Origin of the sequence: Mariniphaga sediminis (genome assembly GCF_003573545.1) — a bacterium.
GTDB lineage: Bacteria > Bacteroidota > Bacteroidia > Bacteroidales > Prolixibacteraceae > Mariniphaga > Mariniphaga sediminis.
The window spans coordinates 90783-112749 of sequence record NZ_QWET01000015.1 but is presented as its reverse complement, the minus strand read 5'-3'; the positions used below and the strand labels follow the sequence as shown (position 1 = coordinate 112749).

General features: G+C 43.7%; 15 protein-coding genes. All 15 read right to left on the bottom strand.

What is annotated here, in order from left to right:
* Positions 1–5 precede the first annotated feature (5 nt).
* Positions 6–1175 (bottom strand): AGE family epimerase/isomerase, encoded by a 1170-nt coding sequence (locus D1164_RS17525; RefSeq protein ID WP_119351197.1) that lies wholly within the window; start codon positions 1173–1175, stop codon positions 6–8.
* Between the two features lie 11 nt (positions 1176–1186).
* A complete protein-coding gene (locus D1164_RS17520; protein ID WP_119351196.1) occupies positions 1187–2617 on the bottom strand; it encodes a sugar porter family MFS transporter in 1431 nt (476 codons plus the stop codon).
* Positions 2618–2679: 62 nt separating this feature from the next.
* Positions 2680–4392 (bottom strand): FAD-dependent oxidoreductase, encoded by a 1713-nt coding sequence (locus D1164_RS17515; RefSeq protein WP_119351195.1) that lies wholly within the window; start codon positions 4390–4392, stop codon positions 2680–2682.
* A 23-nt stretch (positions 4393–4415) separates the two neighbouring features.
* On the bottom strand, positions 4416–5351 hold the full coding sequence (locus D1164_RS17510) for a DUF4434 domain-containing protein (RefSeq protein WP_119351194.1): 936 nt from the start codon (positions 5349–5351) through the stop codon (positions 4416–4418).
* A gap of 105 nt (positions 5352–5456) precedes the next feature.
* Positions 5457–7292: a sodium:solute symporter family protein gene (locus D1164_RS17505; protein ID WP_119351193.1), complete on the bottom strand. Its 1836-nt coding sequence runs from the start codon at positions 7290–7292 to the stop codon at positions 5457–5459.
* 11 nt (positions 7293–7303) lie between these two features.
* Positions 7304–8164 carry a sugar phosphate isomerase/epimerase family protein gene (locus D1164_RS17500; RefSeq protein WP_119351192.1) on the bottom strand — a complete coding sequence of 287 codons (861 nt, stop codon included), beginning with the start codon at positions 8162–8164 and terminating at the stop codon, positions 7304–7306.
* Positions 8165–8259: 95 nt separating this feature from the next.
* Positions 8260–9762: a Gfo/Idh/MocA family protein gene (locus D1164_RS17495; RefSeq protein WP_119351191.1), complete on the bottom strand. Its 1503-nt coding sequence runs from the start codon at positions 9760–9762 to the stop codon at positions 8260–8262.
* An 82-nt stretch (positions 9763–9844) separates the two neighbouring features.
* Positions 9845–10009: a hypothetical protein gene (locus tag D1164_RS23820; RefSeq protein WP_172594512.1), complete on the bottom strand. Its 165-nt coding sequence runs from the start codon at positions 10007–10009 to the stop codon at positions 9845–9847.
* 98 nt (positions 10010–10107) lie between these two features.
* The gene (locus D1164_RS17490; RefSeq protein ID WP_206611054.1) at positions 10108–11160 is read right to left on the bottom strand and encodes a DUF4434 domain-containing protein; all 1053 of its coding nucleotides are present in this window, start codon (positions 11158–11160) and stop codon (positions 10108–10110) included.
* Between the two features lie 63 nt (positions 11161–11223).
* Positions 11224–12573, bottom strand: a complete 1350-nt coding sequence (locus D1164_RS17485; RefSeq protein WP_119351189.1) for an alpha amylase family protein — start codon at positions 12571–12573, stop codon at positions 11224–11226.
* Between the two features lie 145 nt (positions 12574–12718).
* A complete protein-coding gene (locus D1164_RS17480) occupies positions 12719–14110 on the bottom strand; it encodes a DUF5018 domain-containing protein (protein WP_119351188.1) in 1392 nt (463 codons plus the stop codon).
* A gap of 13 nt (positions 14111–14123) precedes the next feature.
* Entirely contained in the window at positions 14124–15746 is a 1623-nt protein-coding gene (locus D1164_RS17475; protein ID WP_119351187.1) for a RagB/SusD family nutrient uptake outer membrane protein, read from the bottom strand.
* A gap of 12 nt (positions 15747–15758) precedes the next feature.
* The gene (locus D1164_RS17470; protein ID WP_119351186.1) at positions 15759–18929 is read right to left on the bottom strand and encodes a SusC/RagA family TonB-linked outer membrane protein; all 3171 of its coding nucleotides are present in this window, start codon (positions 18927–18929) and stop codon (positions 15759–15761) included.
* Between the two features lie 303 nt (positions 18930–19232).
* Entirely contained in the window at positions 19233–20363 is a 1131-nt protein-coding gene (locus D1164_RS17465) for a DUF4855 domain-containing protein (protein WP_119351185.1), read from the bottom strand.
* Between the two features lie 268 nt (positions 20364–20631).
* Complete coding sequence (locus D1164_RS17460; protein ID WP_119351184.1) at positions 20632–21843, bottom strand: ROK family protein; 1212 nt, start codon at positions 21841–21843, stop codon at positions 20632–20634.
* Between the last annotated feature and the right edge of the window lie 124 nt (positions 21844–21967).

Here is a 21967-nt window from a genome sequence, read left to right as displayed (position 1 = left end):
CAGAATTATTTTTCGGCTAATCTCCCGAGGGTTTGCCAGCATTGGTACAATCCGCGCGGAACGTGAAAGCATCCTTTCCATTTTCCCCCTTTCAGGTTCAGCAATACTTTGCCCTGCCTGTCGAGGTAACCAAACCATTCGGGGTACTGCTCATCAGCAAAGTGCGACCAGGTGTAATCATGTACTTTTTCAAACCACTCCAGCGATTTTGATGACCCGGTAAGATGATAACTTTTCAGCAAGGAAATGAGGGTTTCAATATGTACCCACCACAGTTTCTGGTCCCACTCAAGTTGCTGGGTCGGATGTCCGCCGGCGTCCATAAAGTAAAAGATGCCTCCGTATTTTTTATCCCAGCCATGCTCCAATGTCTGGTGCATTATCTTTTCGGCTTTCTCAACCACCTCGTTATTATTGAACCGGACCCCTAAATCCATGATAAACCACATGGCCTCGATGGCATGGCCGGGGTTGAGCAGACGTCCGTCAAACGTATCGGAAAACGAGTTATCTGTGTTTACATTTTCAACAACCAGCCCAAGCTCGGGACGGTAAAACACGTTGAGCACTTCGTTCATAACCGACCGGGCTGTTTTTTTTACCTCCTCTTCTCCCAGAATATGTTCCATTTCGAGAGCAAGGTTGCACATTATCATAGGCAACGCAAAATTTTTAAGGTTCCGTGTCCCCGGAAAAGCCTTGTTGTATTTCCCTTTGGGGTTATCCTGACGCTCCACAATCCGGTCGAAGGTTTTGCGGGCAATATCCCTGTACTCGGAATTACCTGTGGCCAGGCCCAGTTGTGCAAAAGCCATTGCGGCAAACGTGTATGAAAAAATGTTGTAGGGCTGCACCAACGGGTTCCCTTCACGGGTCAGACTAAAAAACCAGTTGTGATTGCCATCGTGACCAAACTTTTTAAGAAATTCCCCGCCCTGAACGGCACAACGGAGCCACTCCGGATTTTTTTCCACCTTATTATACAACATTGAAAAAAGCCAGACTTCCCGTGCCTGAAGCCAGATAAATTTATCGGTATCAAATACATTCCCTTCGCGGTCGAGGCAGGTAAAATACCCCCCAAACTCTTTGTCTTGCGATTTATCCAGCCAAAAAGGGAGCACACGATCAAACAACTCGCTTTTATATTTTTGTTCTAATGCCTTGAAATCCATAATATATATTCTTATTTATGCTTTTTATTTTCATCCCTGAGCCAAAACAGTTCAATCTCTTCAAGCGATTTTCCGGTTGTTTCCGGCATTAACCGCCAAACGATGAACATGTAGGGGAAACACATTGCTGCAAAAAGGAAAAAGGTACCTGCCGGTGTCAGATTTTCCAGCATCCACGGGGTAAGCTGACCGATTAGATACGTTCCAATCCACAAAGAAAGGGTCGCGATTGACATGGCAAATCCCCGGATACGCGTAGGATACATTTCTGAAAGAAAAACAAAAATTACAGCACTGATGGAGCCCGCAGTGAAAAAGATATACGCAAGGAAACAAACCAGCAGGAAAACACCAGACAGCCCCAACATACCGGAAAACAAAAAGTAGAAGCCAATAAAAACCAGCGAAAGAACCATTCCTGAAACTCCAAAGTAAACCAGTTTTTTACGCCCCACTTTATCGATAACAAGCAACGCCAGCACGGTTGTCACCATGTTTACCGTACCAATAAGCGATTGATAAAACAGGGAATCTCCACTGGACAGGCCGCTGCTTTCAAAAATGGAAGGCCCGTAGTAAAGCACGGCATTCACCCCCATAAACTGGCCCAATATGGCTATGGCAGAACCGATAATTACCGCTTTACGGAATCCCGGTTGCATGAGCACTTTCCAGTCTGATTTAGCTTCTGATTGTAGTTGCAGCATCTTTTTTGTTTCCAGCACCAGGCGTGCGATGTCTTCTTTTTTCACAAAAATTTTCGCAAAAATTAAAGAGGCCTGGTTCTCCCTTCCTTTTACCAGCAACCAGCGCGGACTTTCAGGAATTAAAAAAGTTACCATAAAAAACAGCGCGGCAGGCAATGTTTCAGCTCCCAGCATCCCGCGCCACGGTTCCAGTCCAAAAACTTTTTGCAAGATTGCGCTCGACGATGAAAAACCGGCAGAAAGATTGAGCAACAAATAGTTGACCAGGTATGCCCCTAAAAAGCCTACCGTTATGGCAAGCTGGTATAACGAAACCAACCGCCCCCGGTGCGAAGCCGGCGATACTTCGGAAATGTACAGCGGGCACACTACCGAAACAATTCCGATTCCTGCGCCTCCCACAATGCGCCAAAGAACCAACTGGTTAAAACTGTTTGAAAGGGCGCACCCCACAGCTGAGGAAGTAAAAAGAAGAGCAGAGAGAATCATGGTGCTTTTCCGGCCCAGGTGATCGCTCAGCCTTCCGGCGAGCACAACCCCAACGATTGATCCAATTAAAGCACACCCCACATACCAGCCACTTTGCATGGTACTTAAGCCGAATTGTTCCGTAACCTGAGACACCGTACCCGAGATAACCGCCGTGTCATACCCAAATAATAATCCGCCCAATGCCGCAACAAATGAGATAAAGGCGACATACCTCATATGGACAAATTTGTTGTCAATGTTCATCTGTTTTTATATTTAATTAACCTATTTCGTTTTCGTTAACCGTACCTTTTTCTTTCCAGGTATTATCCGGGCCAGTGAGTTTCTAATCCCTGGCTACGAATCCACCCCTGAAATTCTTCCAGCAAGTTTCTGTTTTCCCGCACGGCCCTGGGGAGCGTTTTTTTCTTCCGGGCAAAGGCAATCAATGAACCAACAGCTTCGCCAATGCTCCATTCGACCGGGTGCAGCCGGTAACATCCGTTGGTAATATGCGTGGTGCCAATATTTTTATTGGCCGGCAGCAGGTTATTCATACGTTGTGGCAGCAAAGCGCCTAACGGAATTTGAAACGGCAGAGAGCCAAAGTCGATGTAATTGTCGCCCTGGCTGCTGGGATGAAGGTCGATATGATAATACCCTGTTCCCACACTGTCATAAAAACCGGCAGCTTTTTTCCCGGCCTCTTCTCCGGCCACCAGTTTCCGGTTTTCCGCTCCCACATGTTCTTCCAGAATGGTAAACTCTGCCTTAATCCTTCGGGATTCCCTGATGTAAGGATACTTGGCCATTCCGTCATTGGTTCCCATTACATCGCCCCGCAGGCGTAACCCCGGCCAGCCAAGACCTCCGTCAGGCCGCGGCGCTTCGGTCTGCAACCAGTAAAACAGGGATAAACTTAACTGACGGGAAGCTTCGATGTGTTTCTTAAACTCTTTTTCGCTTACATCAATGATGTCCCCTAAAAAATAGTCATTCTGCGGCCAGTTTACAATGGTTATATCGCCGTCATATATTCCGGGGGCAAAATTATTTTTATTGATTATCCGCCGGTAATTCCAAAGGTTCAACACACTCCCTGTCCGTACTCCTTCCGGGTGAAACCCAAGTTCTTTGGGCTCCAAAGTCCTGGGATTTGAATAGTTCAAATCCAACAGTTTCCCTGCCCAGGGCGGTGTCATTTCTGGGACGTAATTACTCCAGAAGCTGTAATCCTCCGGGCGGTCGATAATATTGTTTACCCCGGGCTGATAATCCATGGCAAAACACAAGGTGAATGCCTGGTTATTTTTGGGGTTTCCTTTTTCCGGGGCATGCAGTTCGCCGGTCTGCTTTTTTGATTCGGTACCGGTAACATATTCCGTATTGGTAAGCGGAAGAAGATCGCCACACTCCGTCGCATCGACAAAGTAAGGAGCTTCCAGCACCACTTTCTGATTATTTTTCAGGTTTGTTGCCTCCACAAATTTTACCATGTCGCCGGTAACATCTGCTCTATATATTTTATGTTCCGTCAGCAGTACCAATTTACCGGAACTCATGTAAGGATGCAACATTTCCAGCAACACAGCCACTGCCACTTTGGGTTCGTGACATAGCCGGGAGACAGAACCATCGCCGGGATTGAGATTTTCGCGGTTGCGGGCTCCCTCTGTCAAAGGATAATTGCGTTTATAGTAGGCCCGCACCCGGTTTCTGAAATCCCGATATGAAGAAGGTGCACCATGTGTTTCAATCCAGGAATGCTCATCCGGCGGAACACCTTGCTGCGATAGTTGCCCTCCAATCCAGTCGGTTTCTTCCGTCATTATAACGCTCAGGCCATTGCGGCATGCAGCCAGGGCAGTTGCACATCCCCCCATTCCTCCGCCTGCTATAATAACATCGGCAGATAGCCCGCCGGGACTAACTTTATTCTTTTTATTTGCATTTGCTAAAGCGGAACTCTTTACCGGTGCGGTTAACAGTAACCCTCCGCTTCCGGCAGATACAAGAGTTATAAAATTTCTTCGTTTCATATTTTACTGATTGAGTTAACTTTTTATTTCAGGTTCTGCAAATAGTCCATGTACCGGTTGTATAAATGCCCCGCCTGTAAATAGGCCGATTGAGGGCTCATAAAATGCGAAAACTCAAAGGTAATGGCCTGTTCAATTCCGGCTTTGGCTGCCATTTCAAGTTTCAATAAAAGCTTTTCCCATTTGATGGGCATAAATTTGATGGGCATGTCTCGGTCGAAAGTCTCCGAATTTGTCCAGCATTCAAGGCCAAATTTGTCGGCCAGGGATTTATTGATTTGAAGGAAGCTTGTCAAATCCTGGTAATCCACATGTCCGTCCTGAAACGCCACTATATCAACGGCCCCTTTTATTCCGTCAAAAATTTCGCACCATTCAGTCTCATGTTGTTTCAAGGTAACCCCACAGCTTTTTGTGGTATTGGTCTTGTATTGGGTTACATTTTTGATTCCATCGATATAGGGAGAAATGAGTACTGATAATCCATTTGAAATATCTTTTCCATGCCTGGCCAGTTCCGCATAAAGATCTATAATCCGGCCTGTATCCCGGCTGATTTCATGAGGAATATACCATCCTTTAAAAGCTGGCATTTTCTCATATCTTTTCCAAACCTCATCGATAAATCTTTTATTAATATCGATCTCCTGCCCAAATCTTCCGTCAGTCCAGTATTTACCCGAATCATACAATCCGAAGTAAAAATCCATTCCGTTTTCCTCAGCCAGCTCCAGAAACATCTGAACCAGATCTACCGGCGGACGATGTGCTCCTTCCTGTTGCATCAAAACTTCAGAAGGGAATGTTTGCCATTTCCGATAGCCGGCACGGATAAGAATAACTGTATCGATACCTGCCTTTTTCATATAACTGAAATCTCTCCTCCACTCTTCTCTTCCCCAATTCTGATGCGGGATATCATGGCTTATCTCATCTAAAAAAGTACCCTTTATCTTCATCCTTTTCTCTTTCAGTGTTGTAATAAACTTATATTTTATTCCTATTTTTCATGCTATTAAAGTTGTTTATTTTCAAAGGTATAGTATGCCAGTCCGGCTTATGTTTTACACGCTCGTTTCATAATCCTTTATTTTATCTAACCAGTTAAATTTTAATATGATGGATGTCAAAATAAACACAGCCAGTGAAATGAGCACCCCCTGAGGCTTCCGAAGTACAAAGTACACAGGGGCCGTTATTAAAACGGTTTGCCAAATAATCCCAATAACGATATTGAATGCATCCCGTGGCAAATCCTTGTTTTTGGTTATGCCGGGGTATTTTTTCTTTGCTTTGAGGTAAACCGGTTTCCACCACCCCCAGGGACGCACATTTTTATAAAATTCAATCAGTGTATCATCATCAACAGGTTTGGTAAAAAGACATCCCAAAAAACTGCCGGCCGATGCCATAATAAGGATGATTGGGAACAGGTATATGTCAGGCGTTGCGGGAAAAAACAGAAACTTAATGGTTGAGCCTGCCAGTCCGGCCAGCATTCCCCAAAAATATCCATACCCGTTAAAACGCCACCACACCCATTTTAACACATTTGCAGCGACATATCCACCGTATAACGACGAGGTAATCCAAAGGGTAAGTGAATTAATGGATGCAGAGAAAAAACCAAAAATGATTCCGACCACTACCATACCGATGGAGGAAAAGTAGCTGATACGAATATACCGTTTTCCGGAAGCATTGGGATTGATATACTTTTTGTATAAATCGTTAACAATATAGGCCGGCGCCGAATTAACAAATGCCGAAAAAGTGGACATAAAAGCGGCCAACAACCCGGCCAGAATAATTCCCTTCAGCCCCACAGGCAATAAATTATTTATCACAAACGGAAGTATTTTTTCGAAATCGAAAGTGCCGTTACTCGCCTCCAGCATAGGCCCGACCGACACCAGTGCCAAAATACCCAGTCCGGCAATCATCAGGTACCTTGGCGGATAGAGGACCAGGGAAGTAAGTCCGCTCATCTTGGCGGCATCGCGCGGTGTTTTTGTTGACAATATGCGTTGCATATCGTAACTTGGCACGGGTCCGGCCAGACTGGAAAAAATTCCTTTGAATAACATCATCATTACCATGGCCCCCAACATGCCATATCCGTCTTCAGCAATTTTATCGTTTGCCTGAGCAAAGATGTCAGTCCAATCGAGGCCTCCATCCCAACGCGGAACAATATCAAACCAGCCATTGGGAACCGAAGCTTCTATTTGCTCTGCCGACACATGTTTCATGGCAAACCAGGCTACTGCAATACAGGCAATGGTCATCACAAAAAACTGCATCACCTCTGTGGCCACCACACTATACATACCGCCTTTTATAACATACAATGTGGTAATGGTAAGAAGAATAGTCGCATAGGCATATTCAGAAATAATATGTACCCTGCCCAGCGAAAAAGATAGATCCCAGGGAAAAATCATCACGGCAAATTTCCCGATCCCCACAAAAAAGTAAGCAATAAAGCCAATGGCGCTAATCACCGCAAAAACGACTACAATAATGTGGGAAAACTTCCCGCCGCGGTCATTCCCAAACCGGGTGGTAATCCACTCTGCGCCCGTCATTACATTCGAACGCCGCAGCCAGACAGCCATAAAAATCATGACAAAAATCTGATTCCACACAGGCCAGAGCCAGGGAATCCAAACACTTTTTAACCCATAAACAAAAAAGATAGTAACCGTCCAGGCAGCGCCGGACACATCAAACATTCCGGAACCATTGGATAACCCCAGGTAATACCATTTCAATTGGTTTCCGCCCAAAAAATAGTTTTGTAAGCTTTTCCCGGCTTTTTTTGAAATCCAGAAGCCAATAAAAATGCTAAGTACAATATAAAGGGCAATGATCGATAAATCTATCCAATCGAACTTCATCCCTGATAATTTTACAAAATCTTATTTGTCATATCCGTAAAGTAACTTATATTTTTTTCTATATCCGGTACCGAATTATACCAGTTGTGTTCGTATTCAATGGAAAACAGCCCCTCGAAATTTTGTCGTTTCAACTCGGTTAGCATTCCATTTATATCCAGAATACCTGTTCCCCATATTACGTCGTGTTGTTCTGCTTCGCCCTCTACCTTTTCTTTAATATCTTTAAAATGAAGCGCTTTTACACGGCCGTCCAACTTTTTTAAACACTCCACGGCATCGAGGCCCATTCTCTCCCAATGCCCCACATCGGCACAGGCTCCAATCCGGGCACTCAATCCTTCCACTGCTTCGAGAAACATATCGGGATTCCAATAATTAGAGGGTTTTGGATGATTATGAATGGCGACATCAATTTTATATTTATTTGCCAGACTGTCTACATATTTCAGATGCTTATACTCCGGCTCGCAGGTAATTATTTCAATCCCCATGGCATCGGCAAACCGGAAAAGCTGCTCCCACTCCTGTTCGTCTTTACAAATAACCACCCCGCTGGCCACAATTTTAACCTTTTTCGATTTGGCATATTTTAGCACCTGCTTCCGGGTATTTTTATCCATCCGGAAATCCATTGTCCCTTCCATTCCTTCCCCGAGCGGCTGGCCATAATAAACTTCAATGTATTTTAATCCCAGTTGTTGTGCCTTATCAACTGCCTCCTGAAAAGTAAATTTATGGAAGGTATAACTTTGGACCCCCAGTTTCCAACCGGCTTTTTCAAAATGACTTTTTTGAGCCGCGCCATTTAATGATAAAGCAAAGGAAAAAACAATCAGTATACATTTAACAACAAGTTCTTTTATAGCCATAATTTTTATGAAGTATTAAAAATAAAAAATGAATTAAAAAAAAAGCAGGCAGAGTCGTTACAAAAACAACTCTACCTTATTTCTACTAACTAATCTCAGGGCATATCCGGCAAAGACCACCCACTTCTATATGTGTGATTTATCCATTCTTCTGCCATTTCCCGGGCATTGAATTCGGCATAATCCCTTTTGAATTTTGGATCGCCGTCAATCACTTCAAATTTATCATTCGTAACCACTTTAATTTTATCCGAATCGGAGATATTGGTAAAGCGCATGTTTTCGCCATCCCAGTCCAGAATACGGTTCAATCCCTGAAGACGAACAGCCAGCACACCCATTACCACCATTTCGTTAAACGGGCCGGAATAGGCAAAGTTGGCGTTTGTTTCCGTGCGGTTTTCTGCTGATTCTTTACAAGCCCGGATCCAGTCGCGTTCGTGTGCCCCCGACCATGGTCCGGATTCAGATCCCGGAATTCGGCGTAATACCGGTTCGGGTTCTTTAAAATCTTCCATTTTGGAGTAAGGCAGTAAGGTAGGCTTCATTCCATAATAGCTGGTCATTATTTTACCTTTGGTACCCACGAAGAGCAATCCACCGCCACTGTCTTTCCCTAAAACTTCGCCATCCGGGAGTTCAACAGGACGAGCTGGTAAAAGCCCCCCGTCATACCAGATTACTTTCACTTCAGGCATTCCAACGTTTGGCATACTTTCGCGGGCAGGGAAGGTGTATTTTACGACTTCCGCATGAGGCGGACTTTCGGTATTTACCAACGTGGAAGAACCTTCCACCTGGGAAGGATATTTCAGGTTAAGCGCCCAGAATACCGGGTCGAGCACATGGCAAGCCATATCGCCTAATGCGCCGGTTCCAAAATCCCACCAGCCACGCCAGTTCCACGGAGTATAAGCCGAATGATACGGACGGTAAGCAGCCGGCCCCAGGAACAAATCCCAATTCAATGTTTCCGGAACTTTCATATTTTCGACCGGGCGCTGTAATCCCTGCGGCCAAATGGGGCGATCAGTCCATGCATGTACTTCGGTAACTTCGCCGATTGCCCCGGACCAGATCCATTCGCACACCCTGCGAATATCGCCAAATGAATTCCCCTGGTTGCCCATTTGAGTGGCCACTCCATATTTTTCGGCCAGTTTGGTTAAAAGCCGTGATTCGTAAACGGAATGGGTCAGCGGTTTTTGGGTATACACGTGTTTCCCGAGGGTAATGGAATGCGCTGTTACCCCGGCATGTGTATGATCAGGTGTTGCAACCATTACCGCATCAATGGAGTTACCCGCTTTATCGAGCATCTCACGCCAGTCTTTAAACTTTTGGGCTTTAGGGTAATCCTTGAATGTTTTCCCGGCATAATTCCAGTCCACATCGCACAGGGCCACAATGTTTTCTCCGCTCATATTACGCAGGTTATTGCGGCCCATACCCCCGATACCAACACCGGCTATATTCAGTTTATCACTGGGGGAAACATGCCCGGCAGCTTTGCCCAAAACCGAACCAGGCACCACGGTAAACGCAGCGCCGGCCAAAGCAGTTTTTTTGACAAAATTTCTTCTGTTTATATTCTTCATCTGTTCATAAATTTGTTGTTCAATATATTTATAATTGTTTGTTACTTAATCCTCTAAGTCACACCAAACACAATGAATAACATCACAAATCATCCTCCTTTTTATGCCACAACTTCCATGAACCTTCTCCGCTGGAACGATGAAACTGTATTTTTTGCCAGCTAATCCGGGTTATCCCTTCTCCCCTGAAATACTCTCTGCCAATCTCCTCCCGGTTAAAATATACTTTAGAACGATACGGATCCATCTTTTTTTCTTAAAAATCTAAAAAAAAAGAGAACTTTTGTTTAAAACTGAATGTATATGACGAACCCATAAAGTTCATGCTTCTCATACGCTGTCATTTCACTTTAAAAAACGATTCTTTTTCAACGCCTGATAAAGTTTTGTTGAATCAGGGTGCCCGGCATACGCTTTACTTCCGGGAGCATTTATCAAACCGGTGTACTGGTAAATAAATATTTTTTCCACAAAAGGGGAAACCGCTTCCAGTTGCCTGATAACCCGTTCGGCCGGGGCGGGCAACAGGGCACTTTGGTAAACCTGTCCTTCAAACTGAAAAACTTCCACATCAGCCCAAATCTTTGATTTTGCCGCCTTTTTGTGTAGCTTATATAAACTTTCAAAAAATCCGGCGCTCTCCTCCACCTTTGTTTTTTCAACGCCAATTTCATCCTGGTATGCTATAAAATCGACATCCAGTTGTTCCAGCTGCCGCAGGTAATTATCATCGGCTTTTACATTGCGGGTTCCGTAAGGCGCAATCAGCGTTTTGGCTTTTGGGGTAAGTTTTGTCGCTTCGGCCGTAGAATGGTTTACATAACGGATAAAAAAATCATCATAATGCCCCTGAATCCCTGTTTCGTTGGGATAATACCAGCCATAAAAACTTTTATGATGCCCGTATTTTTCAGCTATTTCATTCATGGCGCGCAGCCTGATTTTCTCAATCTCTTTATCCTGCATCAGAAAAGCAGGCCTGGTCCATTCTCCGTAAAATCCATTGCTCACAAAAAACTTCACGCCATATTTATCAGCGGCGGACAGCACAACTTCCAGGGGATCCTCACAGGCCAACTGGTGCCCGGGGATAAATTTTGACGGATAGAAGGTTTTATCGCGAATGGCCGTATTCAGCAGCACAAGATAACGAATACCGGACTGAGCTATTTCTTTTATTTTATGCTCCCACTGGCTGGCAGTAAAACTGGCCAGGGTAGCGTTCCAATACTTCCCTTCGGCCAAACTATGGTGCTGAAATTCGAACCAGGAGCCTACAATGGGTTTTATTGCATTCGAACTCTTCATTCCTGCCGTAACAGAGGGCATGATTCCAAGTCCCATCGTTGTTGCACTTAACGTTTTTACAAAGCGTCTTCTTGATATCTCAAAGGCCATAATATTTTATCACTTAATTACTCCTACTACCCGGCTTTGCCAGACAGCACTATTTCTTTCATTCTAGTCATTCTCCAAAGCGCGGTCGATGCCCCGTTTAACAGCATTCCACTGGTCGTACATTCTTAAATAAATCATATCGAAAAACATTAACCCGTCGCCCACCGTCAGCGTAATATATACAGCTTCTTCCGCATCGTTTGGCTTGTTTTCATAATTTAATCCGTATAAGCTCCCGATAACATTTACATCTCCCAGGGTAACTTTCTTCGCATTCAGGATCGCCCCTTCAACGGTCCATTCATTTTCTGCGCCGTACAACGTTTTACCGTAAGCTCCCGTCATGTATAAATCCAAAAGGGAGGCATATCCATAGTTTTTGTATTCCGGAGTTGCCCAGGAATAATGGGCAGAAGCATCAAACCGGTTACTGGCCCAGTTCACTCCTTCGTTATAATACGATGAATACCACGATCCGGTGTAGGTGCCAAATTTGATATCCGGATTTACTCCTTTAATTGTTTCCCCTGCCTTTTGGAAAAAATCATGGGTAATTTTCGCCCTGAATTCCAGCCACTGTTTATAATATAATCCTGGTTTTACCTTATCTGCATTCCAGGTAAAAACGGAATAGGGAAATGCATCCACCGTTTTTCCGATATATTTTTCAAACGCAGTTTTTGTGAGCTGAGAAAAATCGCTTTCAATGGAATTAAAACGGGCCCTGTCCAAAATAATACCATCCAGGTTGGAATAATTTTGCGCCAGTTCCCTGATGAGAGACAAAAGATACGCCTGCACTTCCGGATTCACCGGATTAAAAAACTTGGCGTGCGATCTCTCGTCATCCATGATTGAGATAATGCCGGACGGATAATAGAGCTGCGTTGCCCAGGAGCTCTTTTCGCTATCCCGGTACAAAACCCCTCCGTCACGTATATTTCCTCCCACCATGACATTGATGTTTGCATTCACTTTCAGCCCCAGGTTATGTGCTTCTTCGATGAAAGTACCAAGATAATCCCAGGAGGCCGTTCTTTCCACATGATTTAACGTTGTGATTTGCTCCACCAAACTGCTGTTATACAAAACATCTCCACAGGTTGGCCTCACATCCACAACAATTTCCGTGAATCCGGTATATTTTGCTTTAACGAGACAGCTCCGAATATTTTCTTTGCTGTTTGCCAGAAAATCAAAATTTGCCGAAGCATCCATCCATAAAATCCTGGGCTTTTCATTTACCGGAATGGAAGGCAGCTCGACAGGAGGTTCTTTCCATTGCACCTCATCGTCTCCAAGATCATATCCTTCAGAACCAGAACATGCAGTGAATAGCAGCAGACAGATAAATGCGGTATAAAATTTATTATTCATAGCAGCAAGAAAAAAATCGGATCTAAATAATGTCATAATATACACCAAAAAAATATCAACTTAAAAAGAACAGAGAGGCGGCTGAATTTCCGGCAGACGCTTCCTGACATTGATTACTACAGGAAATTTGGCGCCAAAATCCAGCCCTCCTCTTCTACTCTCTATCCGGCTGACGCAAATATTAATAGACTTCCCAAAGTTCTACGCCTCCGTTGGTACACAAGAATGCAACCAACGCAGATTGTCCGTCCGGACTCACCCTCACTTTCACCTCGCCGGTAACATTTCCGTTACTGGCAAAATTTGGATCTAACGGAAACTCCAACCAATTATTCCATTGCCTGAATTTAATAAGATCCATAATCGAATTAATTTTATCCGGTCTGAGCATTACCTTTCTGAGGTCGAAAATCTCCCGCATCCAGTTATACGTATTTTGCTCAAGCATAAACATATAGTAGGCTCCATCCATTTGAGCATAATCAAAAGCATGGCCTCCACCTAACCATTGGTGATAAATTCCCTGAATGTGATGCTCTGATTGATAGATTGGCTGATTGGTTGTTCCATCCATATACGTAATGGCAACTTTGGCAACGCCGCTCTCGTAGCGGGCTACAAAATAGTTGCTGTTGGCCCCCACCTCAATCGGTATAATTTTGGCCTGTACGCCCATGGTATAGTCGAGCGAATAATCCACTCTTCTGGGTTCTTCCGACACTACCTGCCCGTTTTTGATTTCCCATTGCAGGAACATGTTTTTATTGGAGAGGCCCAGGTAGAGGAACGCATGGTCGGTCATATCGCCTCTTACATAAATCTTTCTACCAACCTGTACTCCCGGAATATCCAGTACATATTCGAACAACATTTCAGGGGTTGCCGTTACGCCTTCCCACCAATACATGTGTATTACATCACCTTCAGCCACACCAAAGTTACAAGAAGCAATATTCCCGGCATCATCGGTAGCCATGTGCAGCGGCACGGTTCTTTGCAGGCTGCCCCAGTCGATTCCTTCCATGGAAATATCACCGGCTCTTTCTCCGTCAGAAATGTTGACGTAAAAAAATCCGCCCCTGTCGTGTACCACTACATAATCGCCGCTGAAACCCACCGCACCGTTGTTATGGTTGGTAAAGTTCAATTCAGTGGCTGTTTTTCTCCACAGCGTCTGATGCTGATAAACTACACTTAACCGGGCTTCGATAACGTAAGCCTGTCTTTCTCCGTCGGCTCCTACCACTTCAAACTGATACGGTTCGGAGAGATCCACTGGTCCGACAAAAGCCGGCTCCACACGGGCATTGTTGGGAATATTTGCCGACACACTAATTTTTGTCATATCGGTAGTTTTCAACCCATTTACATCAGCATCAATGGCGATAACACCTTCTGTATCCGTTTCTTCTACTGTAATTTTGGTATCAACCAAATCAGCAGTAAGGAAACTAAGTGCCGTCAGTTTATTTCCGGCTGTAGGGACCAGTTCTTCAGGTTCCTGGCACCCTGTAAGCAGGAAGGCTAAACTGAATATGCACAACGATAATAATATATATACATTTTTTTTCATGATTGTTCTTTTTTTACCAAAGCGGTGTTTGCTTGCATAAAGGATTATTATCTATCTCATTTTGCGGAACAGGGAACTTATAATAGCTCTCTTTAAACACGCGATCCTTATCATCACATTCTACCGTTTCATAAATGAATGTGTCTCCATCCTTCGTGATTTTGGTACCATGCATCCTCACTCCGTTGAGAACTTCTGTTGCCAGTTTCCAACGACGTAAATCCCAGTAGCGTTGTCCCTCAAAAGCGAGTTCAACTTTACGTTCTTCGCGGATAATCTCGCGCAATGCTTCTTTGTCTGAGACAGTGATTTTCGGCAACTTGGCCCTTATACGGACTTTATTGAGCGAAACCAGGGCTTCCTCGCCTCTTCCCAGTTCATTGAGCGCTTCAGCATGATTCAGAAGCACTTCGGCATACCTTACTTCATACCAGGTTTGTGAGCTCACCTCATCCATAGAAGCTTTCTCATCAATCATTTTACGGATATAGTATCCTGTGGTGGTACCTCCGGAACTTTGCTGTGCAGCGTAGGGTTCAAAACCGTCTTGTCCTCCCACAAACGTTTCAATGGTACGTCCTTTCCAGGTTGCACCATTATAGAGCACAGAAGCATAAAAGCGCGGTTCCCTGTTTGCATAAGGATTGGCAGCATGCTCCGGGTTATTCCAGTCGAATTCACTCCCATCGGCCATCCGGTAAGAGTCAACCATTTCAAGTGTAGGCCCGGCAATACCAATAATACCTTCGCTCTTATCGCCTTTGGGGCAATACAAATGATGGAACGAATGTCCTAAAGTACCCCCAAAACGATACGAAAGAACCCCTTCCTTGCTGTCTAATGTTTTGAAAATTTTATCATAGTCCGACTCCAGCCCGTATAAATTACCCTCTTCTTTTATCACCTCTTCTGCTGCGTCAATAGCATCCTGCCATCTTTCAGCATAGAGCATAACTCTCGATTTGTAGCCATATACTCCCCCTCTGGTCAGACGTCCTAAACTGGCAGCGTCCCATTTTGCGGGAAGGTTTTCAGCGGCAAAATCCAGCTCTTTTGTGATAAAATCATAACATTCACTCTCGGTACTTCTTGCTTTATACGCTTCATTCGGGCCATCGATATAGTCCCGGATAATTACTCCGCCATGGCTTCTAACCAGCATAAAATGCAGGAACCCTCTAAAGAACCGGGCCTGGGCTTCCATGAGCAGCTTGTCTTCTTTTGAATAGGTAACATAATTCTCCAGACCATACAGAAACTCATTGATCCGGCGAATCCGGTTGTATTCATATTGATAATCGGACAACACATTGGTTGTCGGGCTAATGATCGGACTCAGGATTGTTTTGTTCACGTCGCCGCCATTAGGTCCCATCACATGCTGGTTGTACTTAACGATGTCGCTAAAACCATCGTTTAATGCCACACCTGCATATTTTTTGCCGTAAGGGCCATACTCATAAATTGGTTTATAAAACCCGTTGATATACAAATATGTATTCTCCTTTGTCTTCCATATCTCTGCTTCTGTGTACACTGTGCGAGGTTCCGGGTTAAGGTATTCCTCGCTACAAGCACCCAACAGAAGAAATGCGGACAGAACAAGTAACTGATATTTCATCTTACTTATTTTCATTGTTGTTCCTTTTTAAAATGTTACACTTAGACCGAACTCGTATGTACGTTGCTGAGGATAATACCCGTTGCTTATCTCCGGAGCTTCCGGGTCGATACCATACTTATTCAGACCGGACCATGTGATAAGATTTGCCCCGGTGAAACTCAACCGGACAGCCTCCAAACCAACTCCTTTTAGGTAGCTGCTATTCAAAGTATATCCTATCTGGGCATTTTTTAACCGAAGATAACTGGCATCACGCATCCACCAGGAGGAAGCCCACCCGTTAGCATTACCCACCTCTGCGGCAACAGTAGTAAGACGGGCAAACTCAGAATCCATGTTTTCAGGAGTCCAGCTGTCTTCTATCAGGAACCTGGGTGAATTACCGTTCCCATGGAAAGGACGGGTATAGATAGTAGCATCTACATGACCATTGCCGTAAACCCCACTTAAAAAGATGTCGCGGATTGCAGCACCCTGGAAAAAGACGGATGCGTCAAAATTCTTCCATGAAGCGCCCATATTGAGGCCGTACATCAATTCAGGGAAGCTACTGTTTCCGAGGAAAGTATAATCCTGAGAACTCTCCACTTTACCATCTCCGTTCAAATCTTTGTAGATAATATCCCCTGGCCTGATCTGGCTAATCTTCTGAAGGTGGCTTAACGTAGGCGTATTCATGATCTGGGCTTCGCTTTCGTAAAGGCCTTCCGCAATAAATCCCATTTTTTCACCCAGTTTTCTTCCGGTACGTTTTTGATACGCCGGTGTATTCGGGCTCTCATTCATTTTCAGGACTTTATTCCTGGACCACCCCAAATTACCTTTAATATTATAATGCACCTGACCCACTTTATTATTATGGCTCAATACCAGTTCCAGACCCCGGTTTGCCACTTCGCCTCCATTCACGGTTCCCGGGTAGTTTCCTCCCAGAGACCAGGGAAACAGGCTGGCACCACTAATCAGGATATCGCGGGTGTGTTTGTAAAAGTAGTCAAACTCTATTCCGAATATCCCTCTGTTAAACATCATTTCGAAACCGAGGTTGTAAGTGGCCGTTTTTTCCCAGGTGATATCCCTGTTTACCTCTCCGGCAGTATATACTGAGATATACTCTTTATCGCCAATATAAATAGTTGGAGGGTTTCTTCTCATCATATTCAGATAAGCAAACTGCCCCACATTCAGGTCGTTACCCAGTACACCGGCCGAAGCGCGAAGTTTCAGGTTCTCGATGACATCCTTTAACCCACTGAAAAAGGGTTCCTCCGAAATTCTCCATCCGGCAGATGCAGCGGGGAAGAAACCCCAACGGTTATCGGGGGCGAAACGGGAAGAACCGTCGTAACGGGCTGCCAGTTCAACCAGGTATTTATTGTCGAAACCGTAATTGATCCTCCCTACAAACCCGGCGCGCTTGAATATACTGCTGTTTCCCCAGACATTAGGTTTTCCGTTATTGTCTTTAATATCATTCCCCATATCCAGTTCATGCAGGGTAGTAACATCATAATCAATGGCCACAGCCCCCAGGTTTTCACCTTCCTGCAACGCCTCCTCAAACAGGAATAATCCGGAAATATCATGTTTACCAAATGTATTCGCATAATTGATTGATGGCTGTAACGTCCTCCGGTAAAACTGACTGTTTGCATGCGTAAAAGATTCAACGTTATTCGCTGTCACAGACAAATTCGTTAATACTTCGGTGTAGGTATTAGAAACAATATCGTAGCTGTTTACCTTTACCGGTGCAGCCCATGCGCGGCGCGTGGTATAATCTTTATCGTAGCTCATTTTAATACCAAACTCCAGCCCTTTCACCCAGGGAAGTTCCCAGGCAAATTTTGCAGAAGACTGCAAAACATTCAACACGGAGTTATTGTAGCCCACATTATTATAAACCACAGGGTTAAACGTGTTGTTTTTATTAAAATGACCTACCGTAGGCAATCCTTCGTAGGTAGTCGGCAAAAACGGGAATACTTTGGATGCCAGTGTTACCGGATTGTTCCAAGACTGGTTAGACACACTGAAATATCCCGATTTGCGATCTTCCTGCCGGGCTGCTAAATCCAGCTCCAACCGAAATCCGTGATTCAGGTTTATATCCACATTCGACCGCACATTATACCGTTTGAAATCGAAGTTGTCAATAATACCATCTTGCGAAAGATAACCTGCCGACAAGAAATATTTTACCGACTCATTCCCCCCGTTCACGTTTATGTTATGATGGGTTGAGAAAGAGCCCGGCTTCATAATCTCATCAAACCAGTTGGTATTTTGTATTTTTCCTTCCGGATCACCATTCAGGGCTTTCTCGTACAGGCTCTGTGTAAAAACCGGATCTTTCCCGTCCATCTCAAGGGCTTTGTTATACCACTTGATGAAGTCTGGCCCGTCGAGGAATTCAGGAAAAAAAGTATTCTGGTTATACGAAACCTTTCCGGTGTAGGTAATTTTTGGCGCCTGTACAGTTCCTCTTTTGGTTGTAACCAGAATGACACCACCAGCCCCCTGAACACCGTAAACTGCCGCAGCAGAAGCATCCTTCAAAATGGATATCCTGTCAATGTCGTTGGGATCCAACTGGGCAAAACTTCGCTGCACTCCATCCACAATCAGGGTAGCTGAACTTTTTCCTAATGTAGAAACTCCCCGCACCCGTATTGAGGCTCCGTCAGACCCTGGTTGTCCGGAAGTTTGCAGGGTAGAAAGACCCGGTAATTTCCCGGCCAGTAAAGAGGTGATATCTCCCGAAGGAGCCTGCAACAGATCTTTGCTTTCAATCTGTGCTACAGATCCTGTAACACTTACCTTCTTTTGGGTACCATAACCTACTACGATGACCTCACCCAGCTCTTCCGTGTCTTGCTCCATTGTAACATTCAAGTAGGTCCTGCCATCCAGAGGAATCTCCTGAACCAAAAACCCCACATAGGAGAAAACCAGTGTACTATTGGCAGATGGTACAGAAAGAGTGAATTCCCCGCTCCCGTCGGTAACGGTACCCTGGTTCGTATCTTTCACCAGGACATTCACACCAATCAGTGTTTCTCCTGTTGCATCAACCACTTTCCCTTTTACATTAACCTGTGCATACGCAACGCTGGTTAAAAAAAAGAATAGTGCCAGAAACAGACTTTGTAAAAATCTGTTCTTCCAAATAAAAGATCGTTTGTCACATTCCATTGATTTTTTTTTTACAGTTTTTAAATTGAATAAAGTTGAATCTCAATTATAAATATTCAGTCCTTCAACTCTCTGAATACAAAATATTTCTGAAAGATTTCAGGTCTTTCGCCCATGCTCTAAGGATCTCTTCCTCCTTTGAGTAAAAACTCCCTCCTTCGAAAGGAGAACGTGGTTTCTTTATCTTCCCTAAAGGTTTTATGGCCATCATCCGCTGTTAGATTTTCTACTATTTTGGTTGAGTCCACGATTCCGTTTTTAGAATTTTATCTTCCCTTCAGTATTTTCATTTCAGAAGATGGATTAATCAACGCCTTCTTCTGCTCTTTGCGTTATCAAATGAATGATGCGGCGATACAATGCCCGGTCAGCCTCCTCTTCGGATTGAGACAACTTGTAAAAAGCATCTCCCCCCTGGTAATAGGCTACTTTTAGTGAATCAAAAACCCCGTTTTTTTCATAAACATCCAGATAATCCGTTAACCGGTATCCCCATCCATTATTTTTCAACGCCCTGTCGTCAAACTCAATTTCCATATTCATCTGAAACTTACGGGCCCTGTCGCAGGCTTCCTGCAAGCGGGAATAAGGAATACTCTCACTAAAGAAATAATTGGGCTGATAATAGGGTACATTAAACCCCAGGTTTCTCCATTCCGAATAGCCATCGGAATTAAAATAGGGAATCCAGTAGAAATCGTATTTTTTCCCATACACATAGTCAGCTACATCTTTCGCCAGGTTTCTACTGTTTGTGGCTTCTTCGGCCAACCAGTAAAATCCAACCAGTTCAACATGTTCAAAGTTCGCATCCTGAAAAAGCTGTTCGGCGAAATCAATGTACCATTTGCAGGCATCAATCCGGTCTTCCTTTCTAAAAAACTGGAGAGACCGGCCATCCAGTTGCCCCCAATCCGTTTGATTAGGAATGGGTTCGGGAATACACAACACAACTTTTCTTTTCTCAAATTCTCCGGTTACCCGTCCGGTTTTACGCATCTCTTCTATCTGTTCGTTCAAGGCATGGATGCCGTTTCCTTTGGCAAAATAGTTTTCCAGCAGATTTTCCCATTCGGTTTTACGTGCAGCCATGGCCTGGTATCCGGAGGCAAAGCCGCGGCCTCGTCCATCGTGGATTTCCAGAAAGAGAAATCCATCGAACAACCACTTTTCTTCTCCGTTAACCTCCGCAGATACATAAGGAGCAAAATGTTCTTTACCCCATTGAATCCTACGGTGAGCGCCACCATCATAAATAAGCACAAGGTCATTCGGCACCGCCTGATAATGCTCCGGTTCACCCGTAGAAGATTCTTCTTTAAAAATTATCTCCTCCTCATTATCGTCGTGGCTTAATTCACGAGAACAAGCCATTATACTTATCATGAGGAAACTTAGAAAAAAGAGAGATGCTTTCTGCAGATTTGTCATCATACAAAAATTTTAAACTCGGATTGAGTATGTATTTATCCTAAACTGAGATTGAATTACCTGCTATCCCGGGAAGTAGCAGATATTTAGAGATGATCAATAATTCTTTTTATGAAAAACTGAATTTTATCATCTTTTTAAAGTAAATTTGTGATGTATATGCAATTACTTTGCCTGCCCATGAGCTTGACGGAGCCATGTGGCAGGCTCTTCTTAGTCTTCTTCGCTACTTTTTTTCATTCCTTTTGATTTAGATTATTATTGTTATTTATTAAATAAGATTTTTTCTTCTTAATACCAGAGCACCAGCGCCCTTAATAGCTGCACTTGTCCCGATTGAGCTAAAGGTAAGTTTACAAGACTGAAGAGGCAATGAAAGAGCAGTATGTACCATCCCCGACTTGATTGACCCGGACAAAATATCTTTTGCCGGCGCAAACTTTCCGCCAATAATTATCACATGCGGGTTTAACAGGTTTATCATATTCCCCAATGCATTCCCAAGTTTGAACCCTATATTATATGTAAGCGAAATGGACAAGGCATCTCCTTTCCCGGCAGCATGAAGGATTTCTTTATAACTAATCTTTTCATTATTTCCATTCATTGCCAGCAATGAAGTTTCTCCGGCTTCCATTTGTTCCTTAAAACTTTCTTCCAGCGCATATCCTGATGCTTCGGTACCAAGGCACCCTCTTTTCCCGCACAAACACAACTTGTTCGATTCAACAATTTGCATATGACCAAATTCACCGGCAAAACCATCATCTCCCGAAACAATTTCGCCGTTCGTAATCATAGTCATACCCAGGCCCTGACTTAAATTAACGACAAAAGCGTTTTTTTCATTTTTGGCTTTCCCAAAAACCTGTTCGGCCAATCCGATCAAGTGCGTATCATTTTCAATATAAGCTGAAAACTGAAAGCTCTCTTCAAAGTATTCGACCAGAGAATTTTCCAAAAAATTAAAGTAGTTGTAGGAATTGCCTGTTTTTGAATTGATTCTTCCGGTAATGCCAATTCCAATTCCTAGAATTTTGTTTCTTTTAATTCCTGACTGCCGGATGGATTCATCAATAAACGCGGTAACCCCTTCCAGGCATTCCTGAGTATTTTCGAGAATAAAATCTTCCTGTTCAACAGAGTATATTTCCTCCATGGCCAGATTGTAAACAGAAAAAGAAAGGCCTTTCAATAAAACGATTACACCAATGGAAAAGGCATAATCTTTATCTACTTTGTACAACGAAGGGCGTCTTCCATTTTCGGTTTCTTTTTTTCCTGACTCAATAATTATCTTGTCTTCAATAAGCTCATTAATAAGTCTTGTACCTGTTGGAATACTTAACCTTACTTTTTTACACAATTCAGGAATCGTTAAAGCCTGCTCCGCTTTATTCAGTATTGAAATAATCTTTCTCTTTTGAGAGTCATGTCTACTTTGATTACTTACATCGTCGATATTTTTCACTAATAGATCCATGCAGGCTTTTGTAACAATTATTATTTGATGGGTACAAGTTTATATTTTTTTTTATTAACTACAAATGATTTTATTAAACTTTTTTTAAATAAAAAAATCATAAATGACTTCAATCATGTTTTTC